Source organism: Paucibacter sp. M5-1 (genome assembly GCF_027498415.2).
Lineage (GTDB): Bacteria > Pseudomonadota > Gammaproteobacteria > Burkholderiales > Burkholderiaceae_C > Roseateles_E.
Window position 1 is genome coordinate 2,456,288 of record NZ_JAPZLM020000001.1, and the last position, 17,497, is coordinate 2,473,784.

Here is a 17,497-nt window from a genome sequence, read left to right on the forward strand (position 1 = left end):
GTGATTGTTCTGTCTTTTTAGCTGGACAGCCGGCTGGCGACAAAACTAATAATGGTCCGACCTGAGATGGAGGGTCGCCATGACGGATTTGGTGTTCGCGGACGAATCACCGCCGCTGCAGCCGACGGGCCGGGCCAGCAAGACGCTGGAGCCCTGGATCGTGATGATCGTCGACGACGACCCGGCCGTCCACGAGGTCACCCAGCTGGTGATGGCCGACTTCGAGTTTGCCGGCCGGCGCCTGCAGTTCCTCGATGCCTACAGCGGCGTCGAGGCGCGCGAGCTGCTGGCGCATCGCCAGGACATCGCACTGATACTGCTGGACGTCGTGATGGAGAGCGAGCATGCCGGGCTGGATCTGGCCCGCCATATCCGCGAGGTGCAGCAGAACCACCATGTGCGCATCGTGCTGCGCACCGGCCAGCCGGGCCAGGCGCCCGAAGAGCATGTCATCAAGACTTATGACATCAATGACTACAAGGAAAAGACCGAGCTGACCAAGCGCAAGCTGATCACGGTCTTCTACTCGGCGCTGCGCAGCTATCGCGACATCATGATCATCGAGGCCTCGCGCCAGGCGCTGCGCCGCTCCATCGATGCGATCACCAAGGTCTATGACTCGCAGAACCTGCGCCGCTTCGCCTCGGCGGTGCTGGAGCAGGTCTCGCATCTGCTGGGCCTGGACGCCCAGGGCTTCAGCGCCAGCCGGGTGTCGGCCTATGCGGCCTCGCATGTCGAGGGCAGGCTCAAGGTGCTGGCGGCCACCGCCGAGTATTCACGCCTGCTGGTCGAGGAGGAACTGGACGCCCTGCCCACCGAGGTGCGTGACGCGCTGAACCGGGCGCTGAGTTCACAGCAAAGCCATTTCGACGACTATCACTTCGTCGGCTACTACCGCAGCAGCACCGGCAACGAGAGCCTGCTCTATATGGTGTTTTCCGAACCGGTCGACGAGACGGCTCGCGAGCTGCTGGAAATCTTCTGCGCCAATGTCGCGATCACCTACGAGACCCTGCTGCTGCGCGAGGAGATCCAGGAAACCCAGCGCTCCACCGTCTTCATCCTCGGCGAAGCGGTCGAGAAGCGCTCCAAGGAAACCGGCTCGCATGTGCGCCGTGTCGCCGAGCTGTCGGCGCTGCTGGGCGATGCGGTGGGCCTGGCGGCTTCGGATGTGGAGTTTCTGCGCCAGGCCGCGCCGCTGCACGATGTCGGCAAGATCGGCATCCCGGACCGGGTGCTGAACAAGCCGGGCAAGCTCGACGAGGAGGAATGGGAGGTCATGAAGACCCATGCCCGCATCGGCTACGAGCTGCTCAGCAAAAGCGACAAGCGCATCCTGCAGCTGGGCGCGACCATCGCCCACGAGCACCATGAGCGCTGGGACGGCCAGGGCTATCCGCGCGGCCTGGCCGGCGAGCAGATCCATATCGTCGGCCGCATCGTCGCGCTGGCCGATGTGATGGACGCGCTGGTCAGCACCCGCTGCTACAAGCAGCGCTGGCCTTTCGAGCAGGCCATCGACTATCTGCGCGCCGAGTCCGGCCGCCAGTTCGACCCCAAGCTGGTGAGCCTGCTGCTGGAGCGCCTGCCCGAGCTGCGCAGCATCTACGAGCGCTACCCCGATGCCTGAGACGCCACGCTTCAGCGAAGCCGAGAAGCGCCGGCTGGCCGAGGCCGCGCTGCGCTCGATCACCTTGTCGACCTCGCGCGTGCAGGGCGAGGCCTTCTTCCGGGTGCTGGTCAAGGATCTGGCCGCCGCGCTGGATGTGGCCTATGTGATCGCCGGCCGGCTGATCCCGTTCGAGGATGGCGAGGGTGTGCAGACCCTGGCGGTCTGGGGTGGTGCCGACTGGCTGCCGAATATGAGCTACTCGCTGAAGGGCACGCCCTGCAGCAATGTCGCCGACCAGAGCATGTGCTTCTACGCCTGCGGCGTGCAGCAGGCCTATCCGGACGACCATCTGCTCGGCGAGATGGGGGCCCAAAGCTATGTGGGCATGCCCATGGTGGGCACCACGGGCGCCAGCCTGGGCATTCTGGTGGCGCTGGACAAACGCGAGATCGATGCCGACAAGCATCTGCTGGCCCTGTCCCTGCTGTCGATCTTTGCGGCCCGCGGCGCCGCCGAGCTGCAGCACCAGGACCGCGAAGCCGAGCTGGAGGGCCTGGTGCTGGCGCGCACCGAGGAGCTGCGCCATGCCACGGCCACGCTGGTGGAGCGCGAGAAGCTGGCCGCGCTGGGCGGCCTGGTGGCCGGGGTCGCGCACGAGGTCAACACGCCGATCGGCATCGCGGTGACGGCGGCCTCGGGCATGGAGGAGTTCGCGCGCGAGATGCTGGCCATGCTGGCGCGCGACAAGGTCAGCCGCAGCGAGCTGCAGGGCCTGGCACGGCGCATCGAGAGCGCGGCGGGTCTGGTGTGCAGCAATCTGGCCCGGGCCGCCACGCTGGTGGGCAATTTCAAGACCCTGGCGGTGGACCAGAGCAGCGAGCTGGCCCTGCCACTGGACCTGGTCGACTATCTGCGCGCCATCATCCGCACCCATCAACCGGTGCTGCGCAAGGCCGAGGTCGAGGTGCTGCTGGACGCGCCGGAGCGGCTGCCGGTGCGCATGGCGGGCGGCATGCTGTCGCAAATCATCTCGAACCTGCTGCTCAATGCGATCACCCATGCCTTCGAGGGCCGGTCCGAGCGCCGCATCGCGATACGGCTGCGCGAGGCGGGCAAGGACGATGTCGAGCTGCGCCTGCGCGACAACGGCAACGGCGTGCCCGACGAGATACGGCCACGCCTGTTCGAGCCCTTCTTCAGCACCAAGCGCGGCGACGGCGGCTCGGGCCTGGGCCTGCACATCGTGCAGACCCTCAGCCAGCGCCTGGGCGGCTCGGTGCAGCTGGATACGGAACCCGGCGCGGGCCTGGGCTTGGTGATCAGGCTGCCGCGCAACAGCGTCTGAGCGCGGCCTCAGGCGTCCTTGGCCGGCACATTGCCCAGAATCATCGCCCGGCCGGCGAAGATGCCGCCGACCGCCTCCAGCTCGAAACGCTCGGTATCACGCCGGCGCACCTCGCTCATCACCTCGTCGGCCTCGTCCGGCGTTGCGCCGGTGGCCAGGGCCGCCTCGCGGCCCAAGGCCATGGCCGACTCGAAGGTCTCGCGGATCTGGTAGTCGACATCGGCCTTCAGCAGCTCGTGCGCATGCTCGCGGTCATAGGCCCGTACCAGCAGCTTGGCCTGGGCGCAGCTCATGCGCGCCTGCTCGACGATGCGGCTGACCGCCGCCTTGTCGTTGATGCAGACCAGGATCACGCGCGCATGGTGGGCGCCGGCCGCATGCAGCACATCGGCGCGGTCGCCGTCGCCGTAGTAGACCTTGAAGCCGAACTCGGCGGCGTCGCGTATCACCTCGGTGTCGTTGTCGATGATGGTGATCTGGGCACCGCGCGCCAGCACCGCCTGGCTGGCCACCTGGCCGAAACGGCCGAAGCCGATGATCAGCACGCTGGCGGCCAGGTTCTCGGGCCGCTCTATGCCCTCCATCGAGGGCTTGATCTTGGGCGTCAGGCGGCGCAGCGCCAGCACGGTCAGCGGGGTCAGCGCCATCGACAGCACGACGATGGCCGTCATGTTCGCATTGACCTCGGCATCGATGACGCCGGCCGCCAGCGCCGCCGCATAGAGCACGAAGGCGAACTCGCCGCCCTGGGCCATCAGCACCGCGCGGTCGATCGCATCGGCGTGCGAGGCCCGCGCCAGGCGCGCCACCGCATAGATGCACAGGGTCTTGACCACCATCATCGCCAGCACGCCGGCGATGATCAGCTGCCAGTTCTGAGCCACCGCCGCCAGGTCCAGCGCCATGCCGACGCCGATGAAGAACAGCCCCAGCAGCAGACCGCGGAAGGGTTCGATATCGGCCTCCAGCTGATGGCGAAAGCTCGACTCCGACAGCAGCACCCCGGCCAGGAAGGCACCCAGCGCCATCGACAAGCCACCGAGCTGCATCAGCAGGGCCGCGCCCAGCACCACCAGCAGGGCCGCGGCCGTCATCACCTCGCGCGCCTTGGCGCGCGCCAGCACCCGGAACAGCGGGTTCAGCAGCCACAGGCCGACGGCCACCAGGGCCGCCAGCGCACCCAGGCCCAGCAGCACCGCGCCCCAGCGCGAGCCGGCCGCCGCCGGCGCAGCGGCCGAGGTCGGCGCGATAAAGGCCACCAGGGCCAGCAGCGGCACGATCAGCAGGTCCTCGAACAGCAGGATGGCGACGATCTTCTGCCCGCGCGGTGCGGCGCTGTCACCGCGCTCGCCGAGCAGCTGCATCACGATGGCGGTCGAGGTCAGCACAAAGCCCATCGCGCTGACAAAGGACACGTCCAGCGGGAAACCAAAGGCCAGGCCGACCCCGGTCAGCAAGGCGCCGCAGACCACCACCTGCAGGCTGCCCAGGCCAAAGATGGCGCGGCGCAAGGCCCACAGATGCGAGGGCCGCATCTCCAGGCCGATGACGAACAGAAACATCACGACGCCCAGCTCGGCGATGTGCAGAATCGTCTGCGCATCGCTGAACAGGCCCAGGCCGAAGGGCCCGATGACCAGGCCGGCCGCCAGATAGCCCAGCACCGAGCCCAGACCCAATCGCTTGAACAACGGCACCGCCACCACCGCCGCACCCAGCAGTGTCACGACCTTGATCAGGTCCCCTGCACTTCCCTCTGCCGCCATCTCTTCCCTTTCGAACGTCAAGCCGATCACGCCGGATCAGCCTGCGCATTCTCCCTGCAGCCGCGATGGCGGGATATCAGTGCTTAGTCAGGCGCAGGCTCAGCAGCAAGGTCTGGATCTCGTCAAGCCGGTTCGCCTCGCTGGTCTGAGCCAGCAGGGTCAGCCGGATCGGACCCATCGGCGTCACGCGCAGCTCCGGCAGGTGCAGGCCGATGAAGTAGCGCGTCGAGTCTTGCTGCCGCCAGCGCACCAGCCGTGCCGGCCGGCCGTCCACCAGCACCGGCTTCTCCTCGTAGCCGCTGACGCCGTCGCGGTTCAGCAGGGGATCGCTGTACAGGCCGAGGTCGTAGTCGATCAGCAAACCATCGCCATGCAGCCGGCCCGCTTTCGAGTCGATGCCGCCGGCCTGCTGCACCACGGTCGCCGGCAGCTGCAGCGAGAAACCGCCCAGATCGCGGCGCGGCAGCGGCTCAGCGGTGGCCAGGGTGACGCCCCACAGCAGCGACAGCCAGCTCAGCCAGCGGGCCAGCCACATCAGGCCTGGCCCAGGCCGCGCCCGCGTGTCGCGCCGACCAGCAGCACACCGCCCAGCAGCAGCATGGCCCAGCTGGCGGGCTCGGGCACCGGCGCGGTAGCCAGCACGGCGATCGGCTGGATCGTGATGAACTTGCCCTGCGCATCGCTTTGCACCAGGGCGCTGCCCAGGATAGTGGTGATCTGGGCGGCGGTCAGCGCAAAGCTGGCCGACAGCGTGGGGTTCATCAGATTGCTGCCATTGTTCGGCAGCACATGACCCAGCCCCAGGTTGTGGGCCAGTTCATGAGCGAGCAGATTGCCGCCGAGGCTCGCATGGGCCGCCCAGCTGGAGTCGAGCGCCATCAGGTTGCCGGGCGTGTCCGCGCAGCCGACGATATTGCTGCCCGGATCGCCGCACCAGCGCACCTTGTCGACAAAGAACATATTGACGACGGGCGCATCGAGGTTGACCGCCAGCCCGGCCATCTTGTTCCAATCGGCAAAGCTGTCGATCGAGGTCAGGCTGGCATCGATGACGCTTGTCTGGCTGTTGAAACGAATGTCTATCCTGTCGGCAGCGGCAAAACCTGCCTGCGAGAAGATCGCATCCAGCTTGGCCTCGTTGGTCGTCACAAAGCCGTCCGCGGCCCAGCTGGCGGCCTGCGCCACAGCGAGCGCGGCGGCGGCGGCCAGACGGAGGCTTGATTTGAGAATGGGCGGCTTCATAGGGTTCTCCGGCATGAGGATGCAGATGGACAGGGCTTGATCACGGCCGCACCTTATCCAAGAGCCCGACCGGCATCAATCCCGAGAAACGAAGCCGCTGCGGCTCGCCAGGCGCCCCGACGATAATCGGCCGGCCCCCCGCTCTCACCCGCGCATGCGCCTCGTCCTCCACGAACTCCGTCTGTTCTTCATCGCCCTGCAATTCTTCACCCGGGTGCCGATTCCGCGCTGGGTGGGTTTCGAGCCGCTGTGGCTGCAGCATTGCGCGCGCCATTTCCCGCTGGTGGGCCTCTTGGTCGGGACCTTCAGCGCGCTGGTGCTGTGGGCCGCGCTATGGCTGTGGCCGGCCGGCGTGGCGGTAGGCCTGGCGATGGCGGCCGGCGTCTGGCTGACCGGCGGCTTCCACGAGGACGGCTGGGCCGATACCTGCGACGGCCTGGGGGGCGCGGTCAGCCGCGACAAGGCCTTGCTGATCATGAAGGACTCGCGCATCGGCAGCTATGGCGCGCTGGGGCTGATCCTGATGCTGGGGCTTAAGGCGGCCGTGCTGGTCTCTCTCGTGGAGCAGGACTGGCTGCTGGCGATGACGGCCCTGGTCTGGGCCCACTGCGCCTCGCGGGCCGCGCCGGTCTGGCTGATACGCGCCCTGCCCTATGCCGGCGATGCGGATCATGCCAAAGCCAAGCCGCTGGCCACCCAGGCCAGCATCGCGACGCTGCTGACCGCCTTGCTCTGGGTGCTGCTGCTGAGCCTGGGGATCGCCTGGCAGCAGCCGCAGTGGCTGTCACAGCTGGGCCTGGCCGTGCTGGCGGCCGCCGTCGCGACCCGGGCCATGCAGGCCTGGCTGAACCGGCGCCTGGGCGGCTATACCGGCGACAACCTGGGCGCCACGCAACAGGTGGTGGAACTGGCCGCGCTGCTGGCCTGGCTGGCCCATGTCTGAAGACCAGCAGGTCTGGGCCTGGCGCCATCCGAGGCCAGAAGGGGCCGCCGGACGCTGCATCGGCGCCGGCACCGATCTGCCGGTGCATTGGCGCCGCGCCAAGCGCCTGGCCCGCCGCATCCAGGCCACGGCCCGGCGCGAGCGCCTGCCGCATTGCATCCACAGCTCGCCGCTGCGGCGCTGCCGCGAGGTCGGCGCCTGGCTGCGGCGCTGGGGCTGGACCCACCGGGTCGATGCGGCCCTGCTGGAACTGGACTTCGGCCGCTGGGAGGGCAAGACCTGGCAGGCCATCGGCCAGGCCGAAGTCGATGCCTGGTGTGCGGACTTCGGTGCTTATGCGCCGGGCGGCGGCGAGGCGCTGAATGCGCTGCTGGCCAGGGCCGGTGCGTGGTCGGTGCAGACACCGGCGCTGGTGGTCAGCCACGGCGGCTGGATGCTGGCCAGACGCTGGGTGTCGGAGGGCAGGCCGCCGCCGGCATCGGCCGCCGACTGGCCGGCCGCACCGCGCTACGGCCAGCTCTGGCGGCTTGTCTGATCAGGCGGCCTGGGCCGTCAGCCGCAGATACTTCTGCATCAGAGTCTCGCGGCTTTCGATATGGGCCGGGTTGACCGGGATGCAGGCCACCGGGCACAGCGCCACGCACTGCGGCTCTTCATGATGGCCGACGCATTCGGTGCACTTGTCATGAGCGATTTGGTAGAACTCCTCGCCCATCGAGATCGCCTGGTTAGGGCACTCGGGCTCGCAGACATCGCAGTTGATGCATTCGTCCGTGATCATCAGCGCCATAAAACTACCACTCAACCTTTCTTGATGCGCTCTTCCAAACGCGCGCGCACCGAGGGTGACACGAATTTGGAAACATCACCGCCCAAGGTGGCAATCTCGCGCACAAAGGTGCTGGAGATGAACTGGTAATGGTCCGAGGGGGTCAGGAAGACGGTCTCGACATCGGGCATCAGCTGGCGGTTCATGCCGGCCATCTGGAATTCGTACTCGAAGTCGCTGACGGCGCGCAGGCCGCGCACCACCACCTTGCCGCCGTTCTCGATGACGAAGTCGCGCAGCAGGCCGCGGAAGGGGATCACCTCGATATTCGGGTACTTGGACGACAGCTCCTGGGCCATCGCCAGGCGCTCCTCGATCGTGAACATCGTGCGCTTGTGATGGCCGGCCGCCACCGCGATGATCAGCCGCTCGAACAAGCGGCTGGCACGGCGGATCAGATCCTCATGACCCAGCGTCATCGGATCGAAGGTGCCGGGATAGACGGCGGTGAGAACAGTCACAGAGGTCAAACGGCGCTCCTGGTTAGACGCCCGGATTATCCCCGCGCCGCAGCAACTGGTAGTGAACAGCCCCCGCCCGGCCCGATTTCCAGACTTCGAGCCCCAGTTCGGGTGGCGCCGCGATCAGATCCGGCGCTTCCAGATAGATGAGGCCACCGTCCACCAGCAGCGGCGTGGCGGCACGCAAGGCGGCCTCGAACAAGTCCTGGCCGAATGGCGGGTCGAGCAACACGAGCTCGAAACGGGCCGGCGCCGAGCGTGTCATCCAGCCCAGTGCATCGGTGCATTCGACGCGCAGTTGCTCGGCCTTCAGCCGCAGGGCGCTGGCCTTCAGACTGCGCACCAGCTCGGCGTCACGCTCGAGCAGCATCACCTCGTCGGCACCGCGCGATGCCGCCTCGAAGCCCAGCGCGCCGCTGCCGGCAAAGGCATCGAGCACCCGCCAGCCAACGAGGTCCTGGCCCAGCCAGTTGAACAGGGTTTCGCGCACGCGGTCGGAGGTCGGACGCAAGCCCGGTTTGGTGGCCACTGGAAGCTTCGAGCGCTTCCACTGGCCGCCAATGATGCGAACCTCACTCATTGACGAACAGGAATCCCACGCGCCGCCATCAAGGCCTTGGCCTCGCCGACCGTGTGCTGTCCGTAGTGAAAGATGCTGGCGGCCAGCACCGCATCGGCGCCGCCTTGCTGCACGCCGTCGGCCAGATCGTCCAGCGAGCCGACACCGCCGGAGGCGATCACCGGCACATTGATCGCGTCGCTGACGGCGCGGGTCAGCGCCAGGTCGAAGCCGCTCTTGGTGCCGTCACGGTCCATGCTGGTCAAGAGGATCTCGCCGGCGCCATGCTCGGCCATCTGCCTGGCCCAGCTCACGACATCCAGGCCGGTGTTCTTGCGGCCGCCATGGCTGTAGACATCCCAGCCCTGGCCACGTGAATCACCATCAGCGCGACGCTTGGCATCGATCGCGACGACGATGCACTGGGCGCCGTACTTCTCGGACGCATCGCGGATGACTTGCGGATTGGCGATCGCGGCCGAGTTGAAGCTGACCTTGTCGGCCCCGGCGTTCAGCAGGCGCCGCACATCGGCCACCTCGCGCACGCCACCACCCACCGTCAGCGGGATGAAGACCTGGCTGGCGACGGCCTCGATGATGTGCAGGATCAGGTCGCGGCCATCGCTGGTCGCGGTGATGTCCAGAAAGGTCAGCTCGTCGGCACCCTGCCCGTTGTAGCGGGCGGCGATCTCGACCGGATCACCGGCGTCGCGCAGCTCCAGGAAGTTGATGCCCTTGACGACGCGACCGCCGGTCACATCCAGGCAGGGGATGATGCGCTTGGCCAGCATCGCCCGCTCAGCCCCGGCTCAGCTCGTCGGCGCGCACCTGGGCAGCGGCCAGGTCGAGCGCGCCGGTGTAGATGGCACGGCCGCAGATCACGCCCTCGACGCCCTCGTCCTCGACCGCGCACAGCGCCTCGATATCGGCCATATTCGACAGGCCGCCGGAAGCGATCACCGGGATGGTCAGCGCCCGCGCCAGCTTGACGGTGGCCTCGATATTGATGCCGGTCAGCATGCCGTCGCGGCCGATATCGGTGTAGATCACACCCTCGATACCGTAGTCCTGGAACTTCTTGGCCAGATCGATCACCTCGTGGCCGGTCAGCTTGCTCCAGCCGTCGGTCGCGACCTTGCCGTCCTTGGCATCGAGGCCGACGATGATGTGGCCGCCGAACGCGGTGGCCGCGTCCTGCAGAAAGCCGGGGTTCTTGACCGCAGCCGTGCCGATGATGATGTAGCTCAGGCCGTCATCGAGGTAGCGCTCGATGGTGTCGAGGTCGCGGATGCCGCCACCCAGCTGCACCGGGATCTCGCTGCCGACCTCGCGCAGGATGGCCTTGATGGCCGGTTCATTGACCGGTTTGCCGGCGAAGGCCCCGTTGAGGTCCACCAGATGCAGGCGGCGCGCGCCGGCGTCCACCCATCTTCGGGCCATCGCGGCGGGGTCCTCGCCAAAGGTGGTGGAGACATTCATGTCGCCTTGTTCAAGGCGAACACACTTGCCGTCTTTCAGGTCAATCGCAGGGATCAGCAGCATGGCCGAGGCAGGGGTGGTGAGAAATGGGAGAAGAGGGACGAGACCAAGTGCAGGGGAAGAAGACGTGGATGTCCTCAAGGCTTCCAAAGCAGGAAGTTGCGATACAGGGCAAGCCCGAGCGCGGCACTTTTCTCAGGGTGGAATTGGGTAGCAAAAATATTATCCCGGGCCACCGCACAGGTAAAGCGCAGGCCGTACTCGGTTTCCCCCGCGCTGTGGTGCGCATCTAACGGCTGCGCATAAAAACTGTGCACGAAATAAAACCAGGATTCGTCGGGCACGCCGGCCCAGATCGGGTGGGGCCGGCTCTGGCGCACACGATTCCAGCCCATCTGCGGCACCTTGTAGCGGCTGCCGTCGGGCTGGATCTGGCCTTCGAGCCTGAAACGCCTGACCTGGCCCGGGATCAGACCCAGGCCCGGCGTGTCCTGTTCCTCGCTGTGGTCCAGGAGCATCTGCATGCCGACGCAGACGCCCATCAGCGGCTTGTTCGCGGCGGCGTCGAGCACGGCCTCCTTCAGACCGGAGTCGGCCAGCTCGCGCATGCAGTCACGCATCGCGCCCTGACCTGGCAGCACGACCCGCTCGGCGGCATAGACCTCCTCGGGCCTGGCGGTGATCACCACGTCCAGGCCCGAGTCCTGCGCCACATGCAGCACGGCCTGCGACACCGAGCGCAGATTGCCCATGCCGTAATCGACAACCGCAACGGTACGGCTCATCTCAGAGACTTCCCTTGGTCGAGGGGATCACGCCCGCGCTGCGCGGATCCAGGGTCATCGCCATGAGCAGCGCGCGACCGAAAGCCTTGAACATGGTCTCGGCCTGGTGGTGGGCGTTGTGGCCCTTCAGGTTGTCGACATGCAGGCTGACCAGCGCGTGGTTGACAAAGCCCTGGAAGAACTCGAAGGTCAGCTGGGTGTCGAAAGCACCGATGCTGCCGGCGGTGAATTTGCAGTCCATCTGCAGGCCCGGGCGGCCGGAGAAATCAACCACCACGCGCGACAGCGCCTCGTCCAGCGGCACATAGCTGTGGCCGTAGCGGGTGATGCCCTTCTTGTCGCCGATGGCCTGGGCCACGGCCAGCCCCAAGGTGATGCCCACATCCTCGACCGTGTGGTGGCCATCGATGTGCAGGTCGCCCTTGGCCTCGATGTCCAGATCGATCAGGCCGTGGCGGGCGATCTGGTCCAGCATGTGGTCGAAGAAACCGATGCCGGTGTTGAGCTTGGCCTCGCCCGTGCCGTCCAGATTGACGCGCACCCTGATCTGGGTTTCCTTGGTGTTGCGGCTGACTTCGGCAATGCGTGGGGCGCTCATGACAGACTCTCTTTCAGTGCGGCCAGCATCGCCGCGTTTTCCTCGGGCGTGCCCACCGTGATGCGCAGGCAGTTGGCCAGCAGCGGGTGCATGGCCGAGACATTCTTGATCAGCACACCCCGGGCCTTCATCGCGTCGAAGCTGCGTGCCGCGTCGGCCACCCTGGCCAGAATCATATTGCCCTGGCTCGGATAAGGCCGGATGCCGGGCATTTGCGCCAGCTCGGCCAGCAGGCGCTCGCGTTCGGCGCGCAGGATCTCGGCCTGCTGCGCATAGACCTCGGCATGCTCCAGCGCGAACAGCCCGGCCTCGGCGTTCAGCACGCCGATATTGAAGGGCGGGCGGACCTTGTCGATTTCCTGGATCAGCGCCTGCTGCCCGATCAGGTAGCCGATGCGCACGCCGGCCAGGCCGAACTTGCTCATCGTGCGCATCACCAGCACATGCGGATACCTGGCCAACAGGCCCATCGCATCGCGCTCGGCAAAGGGCTGGTAGGCCTCGTCCATCACGACCAGGCCTGGTGCCGCCTCGATGATGCGCTCGATAACGCCGGCATCCCACAGATTGGCGGTCGGGTTGTTCGGATAGGCCAGATAGATCAGGGCCGGCTGCTGCTCCGCGATCGCGGCCAGCATCGCCGCCTCGTCGAGCTCGAAATCGGCCGTCAGCGGCACGCCGACAAAGCCCAGGCCCTGGTAACGGGCCGAGATCTCGTACATCACGAAACTGGGCAGCGGCGACAGGATCTTCGCGCCGGGGCGGCTGATCGCCATGGCCAGCATGGTGATGATCTCGTCCGAACCATTGCCCAGCGTGATGGCGCAGCCCGCCGGCATGCCGGCATGTGCGGCCAGCGCGGCGGCCAGCACGCCGGTGCGCGCCGCAGGGTAGCGGTTGATCGCGACCCGGCCCAGGCGTTCGCCCAGCTCGCGCTGCAGCGCCTCGGGCAGCCGGAACGGGTTCTCCATCGTGTCCAGCTTGATCAGGCCGGCGGCGCTTTGCACCGGATAGGCCTGGGTGGCGCGCACATCGTCACGGATGCGAGCCAGGCTTTGTTGCGTCAGACGGTCCATGCGCTGGGCTCGCTCTGCAAGGGGTTGAGGATTCGCACGCTATCGAGCTGCTGCTCATGCGGCAGTTCCAGGCTCAGGAGCAGCTCGCAGCCCTGGGCCTTGGCGGCCGCGACGATCAGCGCGTCGGCATAGGCCAGGCCGAAGCGGCTCTCGATCGACCAGGCGCTCTCGACCGTCGCATGGTCGATCGCCCAGGGATTCCAGCGCTGGTAGCGCCGCACCTCGGCGCGGGCATCGCCATTGGGCATGGACGGCTGGATGCGGGTCGTGACCAGGCGGTAGAAGTCGTTGAGCACCTGGGTCGAGACCCGGCCGGCGCGCTGCTGCCACAGCAGCATCAGCCAGGCCAGGGCCTTGGCCCGGGCCTCGGGATCGGCGCCGTCCTCGCTAAGTATCAGCACCGAGGTGTCGACAAACACGGGCTTCATTTTTCAGCGCTCCGCGCCGGATAGGCCGCACCGTCCGAAACCCAGGAACGCTCGCGGTGCAGCCAGTCCTGCAGCGCCCGCTGATAGGCGTCGTCATGCCGCATCTTCTCGGCCAGCATCTCGCCGACCAGGCGGGACACGCTGGTATTGCGTCGCGCGGCCTCCAGCCGGGCCCATTCGGCGACGCTGTCCTCCATGCTGACGGTCACGTTCTTCATGGCTTGAAATTTAACACGAAATTCGTGTTACACGAACTTCGTGTTCATTTCATCTCAGTTTTTCAAGCGCATCTCCGCCGCCCGTGCATGCCCTTGCAGGCCTTCGCCATAAGCCAGTTCGGCAGCAATCGGCCCCAGCTTCTGGGCCCCGGCCTCGCTGACCTCGATCAGGCTCGAACGCTTCTGGAAGTCATACACCCCCAGCGGCGAGGAGAAGCGCGCGGTGCCCGAGGTCGGCAGCACATGGTTGGGGCCGGCGCAGTAGTCGCCCAGCGACTCGCTGGTGTAGGCGCCGAGGAAGATCGCACCGGCGTGGCGCAGCAGCGGTTCCCAGCGGTGCGGATCGGCGCTGGACACTTCCAGATGCTCGGGCGCGATGCGGTTGGAAATTTCGCAGGCCTCGTCCATAGAGCGGGTCTGGATCAAGGCGCCACGGCCTTCCAACGAAGCGCGGATCACCGCCTCGCGCGGCATCGTCGGCAGCAGGCGCTCGATAGCCTCGCGCACCTGCTCGATATAGGCCGCGTCCGGGCACAGCAAGATGCTCTGCGCCAGTTCGTCGTGCTCAGCCTGGCTGAACAGGTCCATCGCCACCCAGTCCGGCGGCGTCGTGCCATCGGCCAGCACCAGGATCTCGCTGGGACCGGCAATCATGTCGATGCCGACCTGGCCGAACACATGCTTCTTCGCACTGGCCACATAGGCATTGCCGGGGCCGGTGATCTTGTCGACGCGCGGCACCGTCGCCGTGCCATAGGCCAGCGCCGCGACGGCCTGGGCGCCGCCTATCGTGAAGGCGCGGTGCACGCCCGCCACATAGGCGGCGGCCAGCACCAGCGGGTTCTTCTCCCCCTTGGGCGTCGGCACCACCATGATGATCTCGGGCACGCCGGCCACCTGGGCAGGAATCGCATTCATCAGCACGCTGCTCGGGTAGGCGGCCTTGCCACCGGGCACATAGATGCCGACACGGTCCAGCGGGGTCACTTTTTGCCCCAGCAGGCTGCCGTCCTCGTCGCGATAGCTCCAGCTCAGGCCGCAGGCCTGCTTCTGGCGCTCGTGATAGCTGCGCACGCGCTCGGCAGCGGCCTGCAGCGCGCCGCGCTGGGCCGGGCTGATGGCCTCGAAGGCAGCCTTCAGTTCCTCGCGCGTCAGTTCCAGCGCGGCCACCGTGTCGGCCTGCAGGCCGTCAAAGCGGGCCGTGTACGCCAGCACGGCCGCATCGCCGCGGGCACGCACATCGGCCAGGATCTCGGCCACGCGGGTTTCGATGGCCGAATCGGTCTCGGCCGACCAGTGCAGCACACGCTGGAACTCGGCTTCGAAGTCGGGGCTGGCGGTATTCAGTTGGCGGAGCTTCAAGGACATCATGCGGCTCACTTCGGGATGGCAGAGGCGAAAGCGTCGATCAGACGGCGCAGCGGTTCGCGCTTGAGCTTCAGCGCGGCCTGGTTGACAACCAGGCGGGCCGAGATGTCCATGATGAACTCGACCTCGCTCAAGTGGTTGGCGCGCAGGGTGTTGCCGGTGGAGACCATATCGACGATGGCGTCGGCCAGGCCCGTCAGCGGCGCCAGCTCCATCGAGCCGTAGAGCTTGATCAGATCGACGTGCACGCCTTTCTCGGCGAAATGCTGGCGCGCGATCTCGGTGTACTTGGTGGCCACGCGGATGCGCGAGCCCTGCCGGACGGCGCCCGCGTAATCAAAACCCTGGCGCACCGCCACGCTGACGCGGCACTTCGCGATGTTCAGGTCCAGCGGCTGGTAGAGGCCCGCGCCGCCATGCTCGATCAGGATGTCCTTGCCGGCCACGCCCAGATCGGCGCCGCCATGCTGGACATAGGTGGGCACGTCGGAGGCACGCACCATCACGATGCGGACCTCGGGATTGCTGGTCGCCAGAATCAGCTTGCGCGAGGTCTCGGGGTCTTCCAGCACCTCGATGCCGGCGGCGCGCAGCAGCGGCAGGGTGTCGTCGAAGATGCGGCCTTTGGAGAGAGCCAGGGTGATCATGGTGCGTCTGTCGTCCTTGTGAATCGGGTTCAGCGGGACGGCAGCGGGTTCACCTAGCGGCGCCTCGCCGCCACCCGCTTGCAGAAAAGCGGATGGCGCTCAGGAATGATGGTGCTCGGCCGGGGAAGCAGCGTGCTCGGCCGGCGTCAGTGTTTTCATCGACAGCGCGTGGATCTGCTCGCGCATGCGGTCACCCAGGGCCTGGTACACGCGCTGATGGCGGCGCACACGGGACAGGCCTTCGAACTCGGTGGAGACGATGGTGGCGAAGAAATGCCGGCCGTCGCCCTCGACCTGCAGCGCTTGGCAGGGCAGGCCGTTGGCGATGAATTGCTGAACTTCTTGGGGAGTGGGATCGGCCATGGTGAGCAGGATTCTACTAAGAGCGGATCTTGTAGCCGCGGCGCAGCAGTTCCAGCGCCAGGGCCGCGAGCGCCAGGAAGCTCACGCCGACCAGGCCCAGGCTGATCCAGGGCGAGACATCGCTGACACCGAAGAAGCCGCGCCGGAAGCCGTCGATCATGTAAAAGAAAGGGTTCAAATGGCTGACGCCCTGCCAGAACGGCGGCAGCGATTTGATCGAATAGAACACGCCGGACAGAAAGGTCATCGGCATGATGATGAAGTTCTGGAAAGCAGCGATCTGGTCGAACTTCTCCGCCCACAGCCCCGCGATCAGGCCCAAGCTGCCCATGATGGCGGCGCCCAGCACGGCGAAGGTGACGATCCACAAGGGATTGGCCAGGCCCGGAGGCGCAAACCAGAAGGTCACGACGATCACGCCCAGCCCGACCACCAGGCCGCGCACGATGGACGCGCCGACATAGGCAACGAACCAGGCCCAGTGCGACAGCGGCGTCACCAGCAGGAAGACCAGATTGCCGGTGATCTTGCTCTGTATCAAGGACGAGGAGCTGTTGGCAAAGCTGTTCTGCAGCACGCTCATCATCACCAGGCCCGGGATCAGGAAGCTGGTGTAGCCGACCGAGTCATAGACCTTCACATGATCCTCCAGCACATGGCCGAAGATCAGCAGATAGAGCACGGCGGTCAGCACCGGCGCGGCGACGGTCTGGAAACTGACCTTCCAGAAGCGCAGCACTTCCTTGTAGAACAGCGTCCGAGCGCCTTGCAAACGGATGGCGCTCATTGATGGGCTCCTTGCATGATTTCCAGAAACACGTCTTCCAGATCGGCGCGGCCGATCTCCAGGTCTTCGACCGGGCAGCCCGCCGCGCGCAAGGTCGACAAAATGGTCTCGACCTCAGCCGCGTCATGGGCCTTGATCTGCACGATGCGCCCGGTGACGCGCGACTGGTCGAGCAGCGCGGCCGGCAGCGCCGCATCGGTCTTGAAGCGCAGCATCGTCGAGGCCTTGCCCTTGAGCAGCTCGGAGGTGCTGTCCAGCGCGACGATGCGGCCCTGCTTGAGCATCGCGATGCGCTGGCACAGGGCCTCGGCTTCCTCCAGATAGTGCGTGGTCAGCAGCACCGTGTGGCCCTCACGATTCAGGCGCGCGATGAAGGCCCACAGCGTCTGGCGCAGCTCGACGTCGACGCCGGCGGTGGGCTCGTCCAGCACGATGACCGGCGGGCGGTGCACCAGGGCCTGGGCTACCAGCACGCGGCGCTTCATGCCACCGCTGAGCTGGCGCATATTGGCGTTGGCCTTGTCGGCCAGGCCGAGGTTCTCCAGCAGCTCGTCGATCCAGGCCTCGTTGCCCTTCACACCGAAATAGCCGCTCTGGATCTTCAACGACTCCCGGACGCTGAAGAAGGGATCGAACACCAGCTCCTGCGGCACGATGCCCAGGGCCTTGCGCGCCGCCGCATAGTCGCTCACCACATCGTGGCCGAGCACCTTGACCGCGCCGCCGCTGGCCTGCGATAGCCCGGCCAGGATGCTGATCAGGCTGGTCTTGCCGGCACCGTTAGGACCCAGCAGGCCGAAGAACTCGCCGGGCTGGATGTCGAAGGACACGCCGTCAAGAGCCCGGACCTGCCCTCCCCGGTATGTTTTGCTGACGTTCTGGAAACTGATGGCGGGCTGGTCGGCCGGCAGGGGCTGGATAGGCATGGGCGGGCATTGTAGGGAGCGCCCACCAATCCCGCTCGGCAAAGGGTTTGCCCGGGGCCAGGCTG

General features: G+C 66.7%; 22 protein-coding genes. 4 read left to right on the plus strand and 18 right to left on the minus strand.

Annotation, left to right across the window (positions count from 1 at the left end; all coding sequences use genetic code 11):
* The first annotated feature begins 79 nt into the window (after window positions 1-79).
* Together O5M90_RS11475 and O5M90_RS11480 are read left to right on the plus strand one after the other, a co-directional pair.
* Window positions 80-1,630, plus strand: coding sequence for a DUF3369 domain-containing protein (locus tag O5M90_RS11475; protein ID WP_137943727.1), 1,551 nt, complete (start codon window positions 80-82; stop codon window positions 1,628-1,630).
* Window positions 1,623-2,957, plus strand: coding sequence for a sensor histidine kinase (locus O5M90_RS11480; RefSeq protein ID WP_269841156.1), 1,335 nt, complete (start codon window positions 1,623-1,625; stop codon window positions 2,955-2,957). Before O5M90_RS11475 ends, O5M90_RS11480 begins: the two co-directional genes overlap by 8 nt.
* Before the next feature lie 8 nt (window positions 2,958-2,965).
* On the opposite strand, the gene O5M90_RS11485 is transcribed toward O5M90_RS11480, so the two are convergent.
* From O5M90_RS11485 to O5M90_RS11495, 3 genes are all read right to left on the minus strand, one after another.
* Window positions 2,966-4,723 (minus strand): monovalent cation:proton antiporter-2 (CPA2) family protein, encoded by a 1,758-nt coding sequence (locus tag O5M90_RS11485; RefSeq protein ID WP_137943725.1) that lies wholly within the window; start codon window positions 4,721-4,723, stop codon window positions 2,966-2,968.
* A 76-nt stretch (window positions 4,724-4,799) separates the two neighbouring features.
* On the minus strand, window positions 4,800-5,258 hold the full coding sequence (locus O5M90_RS11490) for a hypothetical protein (protein WP_269841157.1): 459 nt from the start codon (window positions 5,256-5,258) through the stop codon (window positions 4,800-4,802).
* Complete coding sequence (locus O5M90_RS11495; protein WP_269841158.1) at window positions 5,258-5,965, minus strand: PEP-CTERM sorting domain-containing protein; 708 nt, start codon at window positions 5,963-5,965, stop codon at window positions 5,258-5,260. Before O5M90_RS11495 ends, O5M90_RS11490 begins: the two co-directional genes overlap by 1 nt.
* 154 nt (window positions 5,966-6,119) lie before the next feature.
* Between O5M90_RS11495 and O5M90_RS11500 the strand changes: the two genes are divergently transcribed.
* Together O5M90_RS11500 and O5M90_RS11505 are read left to right on the plus strand one after the other, a co-directional pair.
* Complete coding sequence (locus tag O5M90_RS11500) at window positions 6,120-6,908, plus strand: adenosylcobinamide-GDP ribazoletransferase (RefSeq protein WP_269841159.1); 789 nt, start codon at window positions 6,120-6,122, stop codon at window positions 6,906-6,908.
* Window positions 6,901-7,443 carry a histidine phosphatase family protein gene (locus O5M90_RS11505; protein ID WP_269841160.1) on the plus strand — a complete coding sequence of 181 codons (543 nt, stop codon included), beginning with the start codon at window positions 6,901-6,903 and terminating at the stop codon, window positions 7,441-7,443. Before O5M90_RS11500 ends, O5M90_RS11505 begins: the two co-directional genes overlap by 8 nt.
* Here the strand turns inward: O5M90_RS11505 and O5M90_RS11510 are convergent, their stop codons facing one another.
* The 15 genes from O5M90_RS11510 to O5M90_RS11580 all read right to left on the minus strand — a co-directional run bounded on the left by O5M90_RS11510 (window position 7,444) and on the right by O5M90_RS11580 (window position 17,432).
* A complete protein-coding gene (locus O5M90_RS11510; protein WP_269841161.1) occupies window positions 7,444-7,698 on the minus strand; it encodes a YfhL family 4Fe-4S dicluster ferredoxin in 255 nt (84 codons plus the stop codon).
* An 11-nt stretch (window positions 7,699-7,709) separates the two neighbouring features.
* A complete protein-coding gene (gene coaD / locus O5M90_RS11515; RefSeq protein ID WP_262970149.1) occupies window positions 7,710-8,207 on the minus strand; it encodes a pantetheine-phosphate adenylyltransferase in 498 nt (165 codons plus the stop codon).
* 13 nt (window positions 8,208-8,220) lie between these two features.
* A complete protein-coding gene (gene rsmD, locus O5M90_RS11520; protein WP_269841162.1) occupies window positions 8,221-8,778 on the minus strand; it encodes a 16S rRNA (guanine(966)-N(2))-methyltransferase RsmD in 558 nt (185 codons plus the stop codon).
* The gene (gene hisF / locus O5M90_RS11525; RefSeq protein WP_269841163.1) at window positions 8,775-9,548 is read right to left on the minus strand and encodes an imidazole glycerol phosphate synthase subunit HisF; all 774 of its coding nucleotides are present in this window, start codon (window positions 9,546-9,548) and stop codon (window positions 8,775-8,777) included. Before hisF ends, rsmD begins: the two co-directional genes overlap by 4 nt.
* Window positions 9,549-9,555: 7 nt before the next feature.
* On the minus strand, window positions 9,556-10,299 hold the full coding sequence (gene hisA, locus O5M90_RS11530; RefSeq protein ID WP_137943716.1) for a 1-(5-phosphoribosyl)-5-[(5-phosphoribosylamino)methylideneamino]imidazole-4-carboxamide isomerase: 744 nt from the start codon (window positions 10,297-10,299) through the stop codon (window positions 9,556-9,558).
* A gap of 74 nt (window positions 10,300-10,373) precedes the next feature.
* Complete coding sequence (hisH, locus tag O5M90_RS11535; RefSeq protein WP_269841164.1) at window positions 10,374-11,021, minus strand: imidazole glycerol phosphate synthase subunit HisH; 648 nt, start codon at window positions 11,019-11,021, stop codon at window positions 10,374-10,376.
* 1 nt (window position 11,022) lies between these two features.
* Entirely contained in the window at window positions 11,023-11,619 is a 597-nt protein-coding gene (gene hisB, locus O5M90_RS11540; protein ID WP_269841165.1) for an imidazoleglycerol-phosphate dehydratase HisB, read from the minus strand.
* Window positions 11,616-12,695, minus strand: coding sequence for a histidinol-phosphate transaminase (gene hisC / locus O5M90_RS11545; RefSeq protein ID WP_269841166.1), 1,080 nt, complete (start codon window positions 12,693-12,695; stop codon window positions 11,616-11,618). The genes hisB and hisC overlap by 4 nt, the downstream gene beginning before the upstream one ends.
* On the minus strand, window positions 12,683-13,123 hold the full coding sequence (locus O5M90_RS11550; protein WP_269841167.1) for a PIN domain-containing protein: 441 nt from the start codon (window positions 13,121-13,123) through the stop codon (window positions 12,683-12,685). The genes hisC and O5M90_RS11550 overlap by 13 nt, the downstream gene beginning before the upstream one ends.
* Complete coding sequence (locus tag O5M90_RS11555) at window positions 13,120-13,341, minus strand: CopG family transcriptional regulator (protein WP_269841168.1); 222 nt, start codon at window positions 13,339-13,341, stop codon at window positions 13,120-13,122. The genes O5M90_RS11550 and O5M90_RS11555 overlap by 4 nt, the downstream gene beginning before the upstream one ends.
* Before the next feature lie 54 nt (window positions 13,342-13,395).
* A complete protein-coding gene (gene hisD, locus O5M90_RS11560; protein WP_440402032.1) occupies window positions 13,396-14,709 on the minus strand; it encodes a histidinol dehydrogenase in 1,314 nt (437 codons plus the stop codon).
* Window positions 14,710-14,717: 8 nt separating this feature from the next.
* A complete protein-coding gene (gene hisG / locus O5M90_RS11565) occupies window positions 14,718-15,356 on the minus strand; it encodes an ATP phosphoribosyltransferase (RefSeq protein WP_262970157.1) in 639 nt (212 codons plus the stop codon).
* Between the two features lie 99 nt (window positions 15,357-15,455).
* The gene (locus O5M90_RS11570) at window positions 15,456-15,719 is read right to left on the minus strand and encodes a BolA family protein (RefSeq protein ID WP_137943710.1); all 264 of its coding nucleotides are present in this window, start codon (window positions 15,717-15,719) and stop codon (window positions 15,456-15,458) included.
* 16 nt (window positions 15,720-15,735) lie between these two features.
* Window positions 15,736-16,491, minus strand: a complete 756-nt coding sequence (locus O5M90_RS11575; protein ID WP_137943770.1) for an ABC transporter permease — start codon at window positions 16,489-16,491, stop codon at window positions 15,736-15,738.
* Between the two features lie 11 nt (window positions 16,492-16,502).
* Entirely contained in the window at window positions 16,503-17,432 is a 930-nt protein-coding gene (locus tag O5M90_RS11580) for an ABC transporter ATP-binding protein (protein WP_269841170.1), read from the minus strand.
* Between the last annotated feature and the right edge of the window lie 65 nt (window positions 17,433-17,497).

Coding starts and splice junctions, on each gene's coding strand:
- hisC (WP_269841166.1), bottom strand. CDS start 12,695: ATGGACCGTCTGACGCAACAAAGCCTGGCTCGCATCCGTGACGATGTG.
- O5M90_RS11555 (WP_269841168.1), bottom strand. CDS start 13,341: ATGAAGAACGTGACCGTCAGCATGGAGGACAGCGTCGCCGAATGGGCC.
- O5M90_RS11480 (WP_269841156.1), top strand. CDS start 1,623: ATGCCTGAGACGCCACGCTTCAGCGAAGCCGAGAAGCGCCGGCTGGCC.
- O5M90_RS11500 (WP_269841159.1), top strand. CDS start 6,120: ATGCGCCTCGTCCTCCACGAACTCCGTCTGTTCTTCATCGCCCTGCAA.
- hisG (WP_262970157.1), bottom strand. CDS start 15,356: ATGATCACCCTGGCTCTCTCCAAAGGCCGCATCTTCGACGACACCCTG.
- O5M90_RS11570 (WP_137943710.1), bottom strand. CDS start 15,719: ATGGCCGATCCCACTCCCCAAGAAGTTCAGCAATTCATCGCCAACGGC.
- hisH (WP_269841164.1), bottom strand. CDS start 11,021: ATGAGCCGTACCGTTGCGGTTGTCGATTACGGCATGGGCAATCTGCGC.
- O5M90_RS11485 (WP_137943725.1), bottom strand. CDS start 4,723: ATGGCGGCAGAGGGAAGTGCAGGGGACCTGATCAAGGTCGTGACACTG.
- rsmD (WP_269841162.1), bottom strand. CDS start 8,778: ATGAGTGAGGTTCGCATCATTGGCGGCCAGTGGAAGCGCTCGAAGCTT.
- O5M90_RS11505 (WP_269841160.1), top strand. CDS start 6,901: ATGTCTGAAGACCAGCAGGTCTGGGCCTGGCGCCATCCGAGGCCAGAA.
- O5M90_RS11490 (WP_269841157.1), bottom strand. CDS start 5,258: ATGTGGCTGGCCCGCTGGCTGAGCTGGCTGTCGCTGCTGTGGGGCGTC.
- hisF (WP_269841163.1), bottom strand. CDS start 9,548: ATGCTGGCCAAGCGCATCATCCCCTGCCTGGATGTGACCGGCGGTCGC.
- O5M90_RS11475 (WP_137943727.1), top strand. CDS start 80: ATGACGGATTTGGTGTTCGCGGACGAATCACCGCCGCTGCAGCCGACG.
- O5M90_RS11510 (WP_269841161.1), bottom strand. CDS start 7,698: ATGGCGCTGATGATCACGGACGAATGCATCAACTGCGATGTCTGCGAG.
- O5M90_RS11495 (WP_269841158.1), bottom strand. CDS start 5,965: ATGAAGCCGCCCATTCTCAAATCAAGCCTCCGTCTGGCCGCCGCCGCC.
- O5M90_RS11550 (WP_269841167.1), bottom strand. CDS start 13,123: ATGAAGCCCGTGTTTGTCGACACCTCGGTGCTGATACTTAGCGAGGAC.
- O5M90_RS11580 (WP_269841170.1), bottom strand. CDS start 17,432: ATGCCTATCCAGCCCCTGCCGGCCGACCAGCCCGCCATCAGTTTCCAG.
- hisD (WP_440402032.1), bottom strand. CDS start 14,709: ATGTCCTTGAAGCTCCGCCAACTGAATACCGCCAGCCCCGACTTCGAA.
- hisA (WP_137943716.1), bottom strand. CDS start 10,299: ATGCTGCTGATCCCTGCGATTGACCTGAAAGACGGCAAGTGTGTTCGC.
- hisB (WP_269841165.1), bottom strand. CDS start 11,619: ATGAGCGCCCCACGCATTGCCGAAGTCAGCCGCAACACCAAGGAAACC.